Annotated in this window: 2 protein-coding genes; both read right to left on the reverse strand. The window is 72.9% G+C overall.

Features of this window, described 5'->3' with window-relative positions:
* Window positions 1–6,569: type I polyketide synthase (locus tag FL311_RS10550; RefSeq protein ID WP_141324820.1), on the reverse strand; the 6,569-nt coding region annotated here is incomplete at its 3' end.
* Window positions 6,566–14,587, reverse strand: a complete 8,022-nt coding sequence (locus tag FL311_RS10555) for a type I polyketide synthase (RefSeq protein ID WP_141324821.1) — start codon at window positions 14,585–14,587, stop codon at window positions 6,566–6,568. The genes FL311_RS10550 and FL311_RS10555, both read right to left, overlap by 4 nt.
* Window positions 14,588–14,647: the final 60 nt, after the last annotated feature.

Below are 14,647 nucleotides of genomic sequence, written 5' to 3' on the forward strand. Positions count from 1 at the left end.
ATCCACTCCTCCGGTGCCTCCACCGCCACCATCTCCCCCTCCCCGCCCAGCGCCTGCATCAGCCGGCCTCGCTCCGCCACCAGCTTCAGCGCGTCCTCCACTCCCATGACGCCGGCCACCACCGCCGCCACGTACTCCCCCACGCTGTGCCCCAGCACCGCGTCCGCCTCCACTCCCCAACTCCTCCACATCCTCCACAGCGCGTACTCCACCGCGAAGAGCGCCGGCTGCGTGTACCTCGTCTCGTCCAGCTCGCTGCCCTGGCCGAACATCACCTCCAGCAGCGGCTTCTCCAGCACTCCCTCCAGCACCTTCGCGCACTCTTCCAGTGCTTCCTTGAAGGCCGGCTGCGTCCGGTACAGCTCCTCTCCCATCCCCACGTACTGGCTTCCCTGGCCCGTGAAGAGGAAGGCCACCTTCCTCTTCTCCTTCCCCACCGCCTGCCCCTTCACCACTCCGGCCACGGCTTCGCCCGCCACGGTGCGCTCCAGCTTCGTCTTCAGCTCCTCCGCTGAAGCGCCTACCACCGCGAGCCGCTGCTCCAGGTGCGTCCTCCCCACCGACGCCGTGAAGCACACGTCTCCCACCGCAGCCCCACCCAGCGCTCCCGCGTACTGCTTCGCCTGCTCCTCCAGCGCGCTCGCGCTTCGCGCCGAAAGCACCAGCACGTGCTTCGGGCGCTCCTGGAATGCGGGCATCTCGCGCGGCGCGGGGGCCTCCTCGAGGACCACGTGAGCGTTGGTGCCGCTGAAGCCGAACGAGCTGACACCGGCCAGACGACGTCCCTGCTTGGGCTCCCACTGCGTCAGCTTCGTCGGTACCTCCACCGCCATCCGGTCCCAGCCGATGTGCGGGTTCGGCGTCTTGAAGTGCAGGTGCGGCGGCAACTGCTTGTTCTTCAGCGACAGCACCACCTTCATCACCGCCGCCACTCCCGCCGCCGACTCCAGGTGCCCCAGGTTCGTCTTCGCCGAGCCCAGCCACAGCGACTCTCCGCTCCGCCCCTCACCCAGCGCTCCCCACATCGCGTCCACTTCAATCGGGTCTCCCAGCGACGTCCCCGTCCCGTGCGCCTCCAGGTAGCTGACCTCCGTCGCCTTCACCCCTCCGTTCTCCAGCGCCTGGCGTATCACCGCCTGCTGCGCCATCCCGTTCGGCACCGTCAGCCCGCTGCTCGGACCGTCGTGGTTCACCGCCGTCCCGCGAATCACCGCCAGCACTTCGTTCCCGTCCGCAATCGCATCCGACAACCGCTTCAGCACCAGCACGCCGCAGCCCTCGCCGCGCGCGAACCCGTCGGCCGAGGCGTCGAACGTCTTGCACCGACCCTCCGGCGAGAGCATGTGCGCCTTGCAGATGGACAGCGTGGCCTCGGGCGTGAGGATGAGATTCACGCCGCCCGACAGCGCGAGCGTGGACTCACCATTGCGCAGGCTCTGGCAGGCCAGGTGCAGTGCCACCAGCGACGACGAGCACGCCGTGTCCACCGCCATGCTCGGACCGTGCAGCCCGAGCGCGAACGACAGGCGACCGGCGACCACGTTCAGCGAGGTGCCCGAGGCGAAGTACGCATCCACCGCCGCCGCGTCCTGATTGAGGATGACGCGCGAGTAGTCCGACGCGGTGACGCCCACGAAGACGCCCGTGTTCGTCTCTCGCAGTGAATCCGCGTTGATGCCCGAGCGCTCCAGCGCCTCCCAGCCGACCTCCAGCAGCAGGCGCTGCTGCGGGTCCATGCTCTCGGCCTCGCGCGGGGAGATGCCGAAGAACTGCGGCTCGAAGCCCGCCACGTCGCGCAGGAAGCCGCCCTTGCGCATGTACATCTTCCCCGGCGCCTCCGGGTCCGAGTCGAACAGCGCCTCCACATCCCAGCGGTCCGCCGGCACCTCCACCGTAGCATCCACGCCGTCGCGCAACAGGCGCCAGTACGCCTCGGGCGTGTTCGCGTCCCCCGGGAAGCGGCAAGCCATGCCGATGATGGCGATGGGCTCGTCCGTGCGAGCGACGGCCTTGGGGGCCTCCGCGCGAGGCTTCTTCTCCTCCACGAGGCTCAGCAGGTGCTCGGTGAGCGCCTGCACATTGGGATGATTGAAGGCCAGCGTCGCCGGCAACGACTGCCCCACCACGCGCTGGAGCCGCTCCTTCAGCTCCACCGCCATCAGCGAGTCCATCCCCAGGTCCGCGAAGCCGCGTCCCGCGGGAATCGGCCGCTTCGGGTCCAGCCCGAGCACCCCCGCGACCTGCTGGCGCACCGCCGCCTCCAGCTCGTCCCGCCCCAGCACGGGCGCGGCGCTCGCCGTCGGCGCAGCCGAGGTCTCCACGGCCTTCGTCCCCATCGCCACAAGGAACGGCCGAGGACCACGGGCTTCATAGATGGGCTTGAAGCGCTCCCACCGCACGCGCGCCACCGTGGCCTGCGTGACGTCCGCGCCGAGCAGCCGCTCGAACCACGCGACCCCCTCCTGGGTCTCCAGGGAGTCCACGCCCATGTTCGCGAGCCACCGCTGCGCATCCGGCGACGCCATACCCCGGCCCGCCCACGGGCCCCAGTTGATGCTCGTCGCGACAAGCCCCTGTGCGCGCCGGTGCTGCGCGAGCGCATCCAGGAACGCGTTGCCCGCCGCGTAGTGTCCGGAGCCCACCGAGCCCCAGACCGCCGAGATGGACGAGAAGAGGACGAAGAAGTCCAGCGAGTCCCCTTGCGTCAGCGCATGCAGGTGCCACGCGCCCTCGACCTTCGGCGCCAGCACGGCGTCGAGCGCGGAGGCATCCAGCTCCCGCAGTCGCGCGTGCGTGGAGACACCCGCCGCGTGGACCACGCCCTTGAGCGCGGGCATCGTCGCGCGCACGTTCTCCAGCAACGCCACCATCTGCTCACGACGGGAGACGTCCGCGCGCGCGAGCACCACCGTCGCTCCCGCGGCCTCCATCTCCTTCACCGCCGCGATGCGCACGGCCACGTCACCACCGCGCGCCTCCAGGGCCTCCCACTCGGAGCGCTCGGGGAAGGCGCTGCGCGCCGTGAGCACCAGGTGCCGCGCACCCTGCTTCACCATCCAGCACGCCACCTGCAGTCCGAGCTCTCCCTGGCCGCCCGTGACGAGGTACGTCGCCGCCGAGGCCAGCGTCGTGGCCTTCGCCGTGGGGAGCGGCTTCGACTCCAGCCGGGGGACGAACCGACGCCCGTTCCGGAGCGCGACCTGCTCCTCGCCCTCACCCGCGCCGTGCATGAGGGCATCCGCCAGCGGCTCGCCCTCCGCCTTCTCCACGTCCACCAGCCCGCCCCAGCGCTCCGGATGCTCCAGCGCCGCCACGCGGCCCAGGCCCCACAAGAGCGCCTGCGACGGGTCGACCGCCGAGGACTCCACCGCGCAGGCCCCGCGCGTCACCACCCACAGTCGGCCGGTCAGCTCCGACGAGGACTCGAGCGCTCGCAGCGCGGAGACCACGCTGATGCAGCGCTCCCGGGAGCTGGTCCGCAGCGCTCCGGGCGACTCCACGCCCGACGCATCCAGACCCCACAGGTGCACCACGCCCGCGCGCGGCAGGTTCGCCGGGAAGGCCTCCCTCCACAGCTTCGCCAGCGCCACGCCGTCCGCCGGGTCCACGGCCAGGGCCCCCGGAGCGGAGGCGGCCCCCGCGTAGACCTTCACGTGCGGAACGCCCTGCTGCTCGAAGCGCGCGGCCAGCGCCTCACCCACGCCGCCCTGGTCGCACAGCAGCATCCAGGCACCCGGGACGCCCTGCCCGCTCGCCGTCGACTCCTCCCAACGCACCTGGAAGAGCGAGCCCGCGTCCAGCTCCGTCACCGCGCCGTGCACCGTGGCGCTTTCCGAGCGCCCCGCCGCGAGACGAGGAGACTCCGACGGCCAGTGACGCTGACGGCGCCACGGGTAGGTGGGCAGGGCCACCTTCTGTCGCGAGGGCTCCGCGTCCACCGCGCGCCAGTTCACATCCTGGCCCCGGAGGAACAGCCGCCCCAGGGCGCCAAGCAACTGCTCCGCGTCGGGACGCCCCTTGCGCAGCGAGGCAATCCACGCCGGCTGCTCTCCCAGGCACGCGCGGCCCAGGCCCAGCAGCGTGGCCGTGGGTCCCACCTCGACGAACACGTCGATGCCCAGCTCGCGCAGCGACTCCATGCCCTCCTGGAAGCGCACGGCCTCACGCGCATGACGACGCCAGTACCCTGGCGCGCCCAGCTCGCCAGCGCCCACGGGCCGGCCCGTCACGTTCGACACGAGGGGAATCGTCCCCGGCAGCACCTTGACGCGAGCCGCCTGGGACTCCAGCGCCTCCAGCATCGGGTCCATCAGCGGCGAGTGGAACGCGTGCGAGACGACGAGCGCCTTGGTGCGCACGCCCTTCGCCTGGAGTTCCTGGTCCAGCCGCGCAATCACCTCTCCCGCACCGGACAACACCACCTGGCCAGGAGCGTTGAGGCAGGCCAGCGACACCTGGCTCCGGTGCGGCTCCAGCAGCGGCTGCACCTGGGCCTCGGTGGCGAAGACGCTGAGCATCGCGCCTCCCGAGGGCAGCGCCTGCATCAGCCGGCCGCGCTCCGCGATGAGCGCGAGGCCATCCTCCAGGGACAGGTGGCCCGCGACGACGGCGGCGGCGAACTCGCCCACGCTGTGGCCCATCACCGCGTGCGGCACCACGCCCCAACTCTTCCACACCTGCGCCAGCGCGTACTCCAGCGCGAACAGCGCCGGCTGGCTGTACTCCGTCTGGTCGATGGGCGACGTCGCGCCCTCCGCCGGGAAGAGCACCGACAGCAGCTCCATGCGGGGCTTCAGCAGCGCGGCGCACCGGTCCAGCGCCTCACGGAACACGGGCGAGGTCGCGTACAGCTCACGGCCCATGCCCACGTACTGGCTGCCCTGCCCCGTGAACAGGAAGGCCACCCGCGGGGCCTGGGGCGCGGCCTCCGCCGAGGCCACGGCGTCCGAGACGTCCCCCTTCGCGAAGCCCTGCAGCGCCTCCGCCAGCGCCTGCGTCGAGCCGCCCACCACCGCCAGACGGTGAGCAAAGCGCGCTCGCGTGGTGTTCGCGGTGAAGCACACGTCCGCCGCGTCCAGCTCCGGGTGCGCGGACAGGTGGCTCGCGTACTGACGGACCTGCTCGGCGAGCGCGTCCTCCGACTTCGCCGTCAGGAGCAGCAGGTTCGAGGGGGGCCGGCTCGGCGCCGCCGAAGGCACCGCGCGCACGGGCGCCTCCTCCAGCACGACGTGCGCGTTGGTCCCGCTCATGCCGAACGAGCTGACGCCCGCGAGCCTCGGCTTCTGCGAGCGGGCCCACGGCAGCGCGCTCTCCGCCGGGATGACGAAGGCCGTACCGTCCATGCGGATGCGCGGGTTGAGCCGGGTGAAGTTCAGGTGCTTGGGGATGCGCTCGTTGCGCATCGACAGCACCACCTTCATCAGGCCCGCGATGCCCGCCGCGGACTCCAGGTGGCCCAGGTTCGTCTTCACGGACGCCAGCGCGCACTGGCTCCCATCCGCCCTCGGCGCGCCCACCACGTCGGCCAGGGCCTCCACCTCGATGGGGTCACCCAGCGATGTGCCCGTGCCGTGCGCCTCGATGTAGCCGATGGCCGAGGGCTCCACGCGCGCGTTCGCCAGCGCCTGGCGCAGGAGCGCCTGCTGCGCGAGCACGTTCGGCGCCGTCAGCCCCGTCGAGCGGCCGTCCTGATTGATGGCCGAGCCCCGCACCACGGCGAGGATGGTATCCCCGTCCGCCTGCGCGTCCGACAGGCGCTTGAGCACGATGACGCCGCAGCCCTCACCGCGCACGAAGCCGTTGGCCCACGCATCGAAGGTGCTGCACCGCCCGTTCGGAGACAGCGACTGCGTGCGGGCAATCATCTCCGTGCTCAGCGAGTCCAGGATGAGGTTGACGCCGCCCGCGAGCGCCAGGTTGCACTCGCCCAGCCGCAGGCTCTGACAGGCCAGGTGCACCGCGACGAGCGACGACGAGCACGCCGTGTCCACCGCGAGGCTCGGCCCCTGGAGGCCCAGCACGTAGGAGATGCGACCGGGCGGGAAGCAGTGGCCGTTGCCCGTGATGTAGTACGCGTCGAGCTGGTCCGCGCCCATGGGCAGCACGCGCTCGTAGTCGTTGCCGGTGATGCCCACGAAGACGCCCGTGGACGAGCCCAGGAGCTTCTCCGGGTTCTGCCCCGCGTCCTCCAGCGCCTCCCAGCTCACCTCCAGCAGCAGCCGCTGCTGCGGGTCCAGGCTCGCCGCCTCGCGCGGGGAGATGCCGAAGAAGTCCGCGTCGAAGCCGTCCACCTCGTCCAGGTACCCGCCCCAGCGCGGCGTGCCCGTGTCGGCGCCCGTGCGGCGCGACGCCGGCTCACGGCGCACGGCGTCCCGGCCCTCGTCGAGCAGCTTCCAGTAGGCCTCGGGCGAGTCCGCCCCACCCGGGAAGCGGCACCCCATGCCGACGATGGCGATGGGCTCGGTGCGCGCCTTCTCGAGCGTGTCGAGCTTCGCCTGCACCTTCTGCATCGCGAGCACGGCGCGAGCCATGCGCTGCTTCAGTTCGTTCTCCTTGGTCGCGTCACTCACGATTCGTTCTCCAGCGCGGTCAGCGCATCGTCGAAGAGGTCCAGCAGGTGCTCATCCGAGAGGGCCGCGAGCTCCGCGGCGGACTCGTCGGCTGGACGCTCCTGGTTCGCCTTCGACGGCGAAGGGGTTGAGGGCTCGCGCACCGGCGCGAGCTCGAGTCTTTCGAGCAGGTGGACGCTCAGCGCGCCGAGCGTGGAGTGCGTCCACAGGAGCGTCGCGGAGAGCTTGAGCCCCAGGGATGCCTCGACACGGTTGCGAAGCTCCAGGCTCATCAGCGAGTCCAGGCCCAGCGCCCGGAACGGGTCCGCCCGGCCCACGCGCGAGGGCTCCAGCCGCAGCACCTGGGCAATCCGCTCGCGCAGGTGTGATTCCAGCATCTCCAGGCGCGCGCCCGGCTCCGCCTGCTTCAGCGTGCCCAGGAAGTCCGAGCCGGGACGGGCCACCTCGCCGCGTCCCTCCGCGCTCAGCTCGGACCAGACGCGCAGCGGCGCCACGGAGGGGAAGAACTCCAGCCACTGGCGCACGTCCAGGCGCACCGCGGCGGCCTGCGTGGCGCCCTCGTCGAGCAGCCGCTGGAGCAGCTCCTCTCCTTCACGCGCGACGAAGCTCGCCATGCCCTGGTACGCCAGGCGCTCGCCACGGTTGGACTGCGCGGCGGCCAGGCCCACGTCGGAGAACGGCCCCCAGTTGACGCTCGTCGCGGGCAGCCCCACCGCGCGCCGGTGGTGCGCCAGCGAGTCCATCGCCGCGTTCGCCGCCGCGTAGTTGCCCTGGCCCGGCAGGCCCAGCAGCGACGCCACGGACGAATAGAGGACGAAGAAGTCCAGGACCTCGCCTCGCGTCAGCTCGTGCAGGTTCCACGCGCCGCGCACCTTTGGCGCCATCACCGTGCGCAGGTGCGACGGCGTCAGTCGCGCCAGGGTGGCGTCCTCCAGCACGCCCGCGCAGTGCAGCACGCCGCGCAGGGGCGGCAGCGCTCCGTCACGCGTCCTGGCCAGCGCGGCGCGCAGTTGCTCCGCGTCCGCGACGTCGGCCTGGGCCACGACGACTCGCGCGCCCTGCGTCTCCAGCTCCGTCAGCGTCTTGCGCGCGGTCTCCGACGGAGACGAGCGACCCATCAGGAGCAGGTTCCGCGCGCCGTGCTCCACCAGCCACTTCGCCGCGGAGAGGCCCAGTCCACCCAGACCACCCGTCACCAGATACGTGCCGTCCGCTCGCACGCGGAAGCCCGAGCGCGCGGGGGCCACCTTCAGCGAGGGGTCCTCCATGCCGATGACGAGCTTGCCGGTGTGCCGACCCTGCGCCATCTCACGGAAGGCGTCCGCCACCCGCGAGACGGGGAAGCGCTGGTACGGCAGCGGTCGCAGCGCGCCCGACTCCACCTGCTCCATCACCTCCTGGAGCAGCCGCGCGAACAACACGGGCTTGCGCTCCTGGAGTCCCGCCAGGTCGATGGCCGTGTACGAGATGCTCTTGCGGAACGGCGTGAGCTCCAGCGCGCGGCCGTCGTAGATGTCGCGCTTGCCGACCTCCAGGAAGCGCCCCTCCGGACCGAGCAGCTCCAGGCCGCGCGGAATCGCGTCACCGGAGAGCGAGTTGAGCACCACGTCCACGCCCTCGCCGTTCGTCAGGCGCTTCACCTCGTCGGCGAAGGCCAGCGTGCGCGAGTCCATGACATGGGCGATGCCGAGGGTGCGCAGGAACTCGCGCTTCTCGGGCGTGCCCGCGGTGGCGAAGATTTCAGCGCCCCGGGCCTGGGCCACCTGCACCGCCGCGAGTCCCAGTCCGCCCGCCGCGGAGTGGATGAGGACTCGCTCCCCCTTCTGGAGCCGCCCCAGGTGCTCCAGCGCGTACCACGCCGTCATGAAGACGAGCGGCACGGTGGACACGTCCTCGGCGCTCATGCCCTCGGGGCACGGGCGCACGAAGCGCGCGTCCGCGATGACGTGCGAGCCCAGGCTGCCTCCGGCCACCGCCACCACGCGCTGTCCGACAGAGAGCCCCGTGACGCCCTCACCCACGGACACCACGCGGCCCGCGCACTCACCGCCCAGCGAGACGGGCCCGGGAGGCAGGCCCGGGTAGATGCCCATCGCCTTCATCACGTCGATGAAGTTGAGGGCCGCCGCCTCCACCTGGACCTCCACCTCGCCACGCCCCGGAAGACGTCGCTCGGCCACCCGCGCCACCAACCGGTCCAGCACACCGGGCGTGGGAATCTCCACCCGGAAGGCGCGCCCCTCGACGGGGAGCCTCGGCTCGGTGGACTCGCGCGACGCATCCACCGGGAGACGCCGCGCCAGTCGCGCCGCGTGCCGTCCCTGGGTGCGCAGCGCGACCTGCTCGTCCTTCGCGCCCGCGAGCAGCTCCGCCGCCAGCAGCGAGGCCGCCGCGTCCGGGGACAGCGCCTCGACATCGACACAGGTGCACCGCAGCTCCGGGTGCTCGTGCGACACCACGCGGCCCAGGCCCCACAGCGAGCCCTGCACCGCGTTCACCCGGGGCTCTCCGCCCACGGCCTGCGCGCCCTTCGTCACCAGCCACAGCCGGGGCGCGGTCCGCCACCCCGCGCGGGTCAACTCCTGCACCAGGTGCAGCGCGCCGCCGCACAGCCGCTCGGCCTCGTCGCTCGCGCGGGCTCCGGACACCTCCACCTCGGAGGCCTCGAGCGCCCACAGGTACACCACGCCTCCGCACGACTCGCCCTCGGAGAAGGCCTCGGTCAGCAGTCGTTGGAAGTGCTCGCGCGAACCGGGGGCCACCGCGAAGTGCCGGGCGCCGAGCTTGCGGAACTCCGCCCCCACCTCGACCTTCACGCACGTGCCGCCCCGCGCTTCGAGCTGGCTCACGAGCGCGGCGCCATGCCCCTGGCCATCCATCAGCACGAGCCAAGGCGCCTCCGCGGACGGCGACGTCGCGGGCGCGTCCACGCGGTGCCACGCCATCTCGAACAGCGCCCGGTCCTGGGCCACCAGACGCGCGTCCCGCTGTCCCGCCAGGGGCGCCAGCACCATGCCGCGCACCTCGGCGACCGGCAGGCCCTCCGCATCGAGGAGCCACACGTCTCCCTGCCGAGTCGTCTCCCCTGCCGCGGGCTCCGACAGGCGAGCGTGTGCCCAACGCACCGGCGTGCCCGCGCGACTCACCGCGAAGCGGCGCACGCGCACCGGGACGTGGGTGCCACCGCCCGACGGGAACGCCTCCAGGAGCACCTGCAGGCTCGCGTCGAGCATCGCCGGGTGCAGCCCTCGCACGGCGCCCAGCGCCTCGGGCACCTCCAGCCGCCCCAGCGCCTCACCGTCGCGACGCCACACCTCGCGCAGCCCCTGGAACGTCGGGCCGTAGCTCAGGCCGCGCTCCTCCATCTCGCCGTAGTGCGCGGAGCCCTCGCGGACCTGCGTGCACCGACGTCTCACCTCGTCCAACGACACAGCGGACGGCGTGGGCTCCGTGGCCAGCGGTCTCACGGTGCCGGACGCGTGCACCGTCCACACCTCCGCGCTCTCGCCCGACACGGGCACGAAGCTGGAGACCTTGAACGACGCGCCCTGCGCCGACTCCGACGTCAGCACGAGCTGCGTCGGCCGCGAGCCCTCCTCGGGCAGCGCCAGCGCCTCGTCGATGCGCACGTCCTCCAGGGCCCACGTCCCCTCGCCCAGCCCCTCGCGCGCCGCGGCCAGCGCCCAGTCCAGATAGGCCGCCGCCGGGAGCACCACCGTGCCCTGCACGCGGTGGTCCTTCAGGTACGGCAGCTTCTCCACCGCCACATCCACGTCCCAGAACCGCGCCCCCGGCCGGAGCGAGGAGCGGCGCGACACCCCGAGCACCGCGTGTCCCTGTCCCGCGCTCCGCGAAGCCCCCGCCGCGCCCGGCTGGAACCAGTACCGGTCCCGCTGCCACGGGTACGTGGGCAGCGACACCTGACGGCCCTCCGCGGGTGTCACCGCGCGCCAGGAGACCTCGCGCCCCTCGGTGTAGAGGCGGCCGAGCGACTCCAGCATCACCACCCGCTCGGGCTGCTCGCGCCGCAAGGACGGCAGCACCGTGCCCGGCTTGCCCAGATGCGCGAGCGTCTGCTCGATGGAGGGCAGCAGCACCGGGTGCGCGCTCACCTCGACGAACAGCCCGTGGCCCGTGGCCACCAGGGACTCCACCACCTGCGACAGCAGCACCGGCTCTCTCAGGTTGCGCACCCAGTACGCGGGCGTCAGCTCCGTCCCCTCCGCCACGCGCCCGAGCACCGTCGAGTGCAGCGCCACCTCGCTCGCGCGAGGGGAGAGCCCGTCGAGCAGCTCCAACAGCTCCGCGCGCAGCGGCTCCATCTGCGGGCTGTGCGAGGCCACGTTGACCTTCACCGGCCGGCAGAAGACCTGACGCTGCGTCAGCGTCTCCAACACCTGCTGGAGCGCCTGGGGGTCTCCGGAGAGCACCGTGGAGCGAGGGCTGTTGCTCGCGGCCACCGAGAGCCGGTCCTCCACGCCACGCAGCACCTCGCGCGCCTCGTCGAGCGACAGCTCCGTCACCGCCATGGCGCCCTGGCCGCTGGTGCGAAGGAGCAGCCGGCTGCGGCGGCAGATGATGCGCGCCGCGTCCTCCAGCGTCAGGGCGCCAGCCACGTGCGCCGCGGCCACCTCGCCCATGCTGTGCCCCACCACCGCGTCCGGGGTGATGCCCCACGAGCGCCACAGCCGCGCGAGCCCCACCTGCATGGAGAAGAGCGCGGGCTGCACCACGTCGATGCGCTCCAGCCAGCCCGCATCACTCGACGCCAGCACCTCGAGCAGCGACCAGTCCACGAAGGCCTTCAGCGCCGCGTCGCAGTCCTCCATCGCCGCGCGGAAGACGGGCTCGCTCCGGAGCAGCTCACGCCCCATGCCCACCCACTGGGAGCCCTGGCCGGGGAACACGAACACCACGGGCGTCCGCGAGGACGCGGGCCCCTGTCCCACCACGAGCCCCGGACGCGGCTCCTGCCGCAGGAAGGCCTCCAGCCCCTCGCGCGCGCCCGCCAGGTCCCTGGCCACGAGCGCCAGTCGCTGGTCCAGCGGGGAGCGGTGCAGCGCCAGCGTCGCGGCGATATCCGCGAGCGACGTCGACGACGCGGGGTCGCAATGCGGCACCAGCGAGCGCGCCAGGTCCGTCAGCGCCCGCGGCGTCCGGGCGGACAGCGGCAGCAGCACCGCGCCGTCCACCGTCGGAGTCCCCGGCCAGCAGACCGACACGCCCCAGGCGTACAGCGCGCCCAGCGCATCCAGCAGGCCCCCGCGCGCGTCGTCGCGCCGCATCGAGGCCACCGTCAGCGCCTTCCGCTCCGTCCGGGCCAGCGCCTGCTCGAGCGAGCGACGCATCACCGGGTGCGCGCTCAGCTCCACGAAGGTGTCGATGCCCTCCGCCGCCAGCTTCTCCACCGCCTGCGTGAAGCGCACCGGCTGGCGGAGGTTGCGGCTCCAGTAGGACGCCTCCAGCGACGCGCCCTCCAGGTCCTCTCCCGTCACCGTGGACACCCAGCGCGGAGCGCTCATCCGGGGCTTCATCCGCGCGAAGGCCGCGTCCAGGTCCTCGCGGATGGCGTCCATCTCCGGGCTGTGCGCGGCCACGTTGACGGGGATGCGCGAGCAGAACACGCCGTGCGAGGACAGGTCCGCGAGCAGCGCGTCGAGCGCCCCCGCCTCACCGGACACCACCGTCGTCGACGGGTCGTTGAAGCCCGCCACCACCACCCGCCCCTCCAGGGGCGTCAGCAGCACCTCCACCTCGACGCCCGGCAGGCCCACCAGCGCCATGCCGCTGCGGCCCGCGGTGCGCTGCTGCAACCGGCTGTAGTGGTGCACCAGCCAGACGGAGTCCTCGGTGCCGAGCGCGCCGGTGATGCAGGCGGCCACCACCTCGCCCAGGCTGTGGCCCACCACCACCTCCGGCTCCACGCCCCACGAGCGCCACAAGGCCGCGAGCCCCACCTGCACCGCGAAGAGCAGCGGCTGCACCACGTCCGCGTCCTCGGCGCGCGGATGCGGCGTCACCAGCGCCTCCACCAGCGACCAGCCCGCCAGGGGCCGGAAGGCCGCGTCCAGCGCCTCCACCTTCGCGCGGAACACCGGCTCGCGGTGCAGCAGCTCGCGTCCCATGCCGTCCCACTGGGAGCCCTGGGGCGTGCACACGAAGGCGATGCGCGGAGCGGGCCGCTCGCCCTTGCCCACCACCAGCCCGACGCGCTCCTGCCCCGCCAGGAAGGCCCGGGCCTGTTCCGCCAGCTCCGCGCGCGAGCGGGCCGTGAAGGCCACCCGGTGCGAGCCCTCGCCCACGTCGCGCGCCCACGGCTGGCACAGCTCCGCCAGCGTCTCGAGGGACGCGGCGTCAGACGCGCGGGCCCCCACCTTCTCGACCTCGGCGCGCAGGCTCGCCGCATCCGACGCCGCCAGCGGCAGGAGCTCCGCGCGCGAGCCCGGGGCCTCCTCCAGCACCAGGTGACAGTTCGTCCCGCCCCACCCGAAGGCGCTCACGCCCGCGAGCGCCCTCTCGTCCTCCGCGGGCCAGGGCGACAGCCGCTCGGGGACCTTCAGGCGCAGCGTCCCGAAGTCGATGAGCGGATTGGGCGCGTCGAAGTGCAGGTTGGGCGGCACGCGGCGGTGCGACAGCGCCAGCACCACCTTGAGCAGACCGGCGATGCCCGCCGCGCCCTCCAGGTGACCGATGTTCGTCTTCACCGAGCCGATGAGCAGCGCGCGCTCCGCGTCCCGCCCCTCGCCCAGCACCGTGCCCAGGGCCCCCGCCTCGATGGGGTCGCCCAGGGCCGTGCCAGGGCCGTGCGTCTCCACGTAGTGCACACGGCTGGGCGTCACCCCGGCGCGCGCGTACGCGTCACGCAGCAGCGACTCCTGGGCCGCCGCGCTGGGCGCCGTCAGGCCGTTGCCGAAGCCGTTGTTGTTCACCGCGCCACCGCGGATGACGCAGTAGACGGGAACACCGGCCGCCTGCGCCGCCGACAGCGGCATCAGCGCCACCATGCCCGCGCCCTCGCCGCGCGCGAAGCCGTTGGCGTCCGCGGCGAAGGCCTTGCTCGCGCCATCCGGCGACAGCCCACCGAACTTGGTGAGCGCCACGCTGGTCTCCGGCGCGAGCAGCAGGTTGACGCCGCCCACCAGCGCCAGCCGGCACTCCCCCGCGCGCAGGCTCTGACAGGCCAGGTGCGCGGCCACCAGCGACGACGAGCACGCCGTGTCCAGCGTGACGCTCGGCCCGCGCAGGCCCAGCGCGTAGGAGATGCGGTTGGCCACGATGTTGAGCGCCTGTCCCGTCGCGGTGTGCGGCGTGACGGCCGCGCACGCGTTCTGGTGCAGCACCGCGTAGTCGTGCCAGATGGCGCCCACGAAGACGCCGGTGCTCGAGTCACGCAGCCCCGTCGCCGGCACGCCCGCGTCCTCCAGCACCTCCCACGCCAGCTCCAGCATCAGCCGCTGCTGCGGGTCCATCTCCGCCGCCTCGCGCGGGGAGATGCCGAAGAAGAGCGGGTCGAAGCCCTGCACGCCGTCCACGAAGGACGCCCGGCGCGCCACCATCTTCCCCGGGGCCTGGAGCTCGGTGTCGTGGTACGCGTCGATGTCCCAGCGCTCCGCCGGCACCTCGCGCATGGCGTCGTAGCCCTCGCACAGCCGTCGCCAGAACGAGGCCACGTCCGGCGCCCCCGGCATGCGGCACGCCAGGCCCACGACCGCGATGGGCTCATCCACCGGGCGCGAGGCCGACGTCGTCGCCACCGGCCGGGCCTCCGGCTCCACGCGGCCCGACAGCGCCGCCGCCAGCGCGTGAATCGACGGGTGCCGCCAGAACAGCAGGGGCGACACGGGGCGGCCCAGCACGCCGGACAGCTCCGTCATCAAGGCCACGACCTTCACGGAGTCCAGCCCGTAGCGGCTCAGCCGCTCCTGGGGGTCCAGCGTCTCCAGGCCCAACAGCGCGGTGACTCGCGCGACGAGCCACGCCTGAATGGCCTGCTCCGACATCGAACTTTCAGCCGTCATCTCCACGCCTCTTCCGCCCACGCCGGGGCCATGAACCTTCACGTCGGGCCTCGTCGGCCC

The organism is Myxococcus sp. AB025B, from assembly GCF_006518215.1.
Taxonomy (GTDB): domain Bacteria; phylum Myxococcota; class Myxococcia; order Myxococcales; family Myxococcaceae; genus Myxococcus; species Myxococcus fulvus.

Bases quoted from the DNA above. Each gene is read 5' to 3' on its own strand.
- FL311_RS10555 (WP_141324821.1), bottom strand. From the start codon at position 14,587: ATGACGGCTGAAAGTTCGATGTCGGAGCAGGCCATTCAGGCGTGGCTC.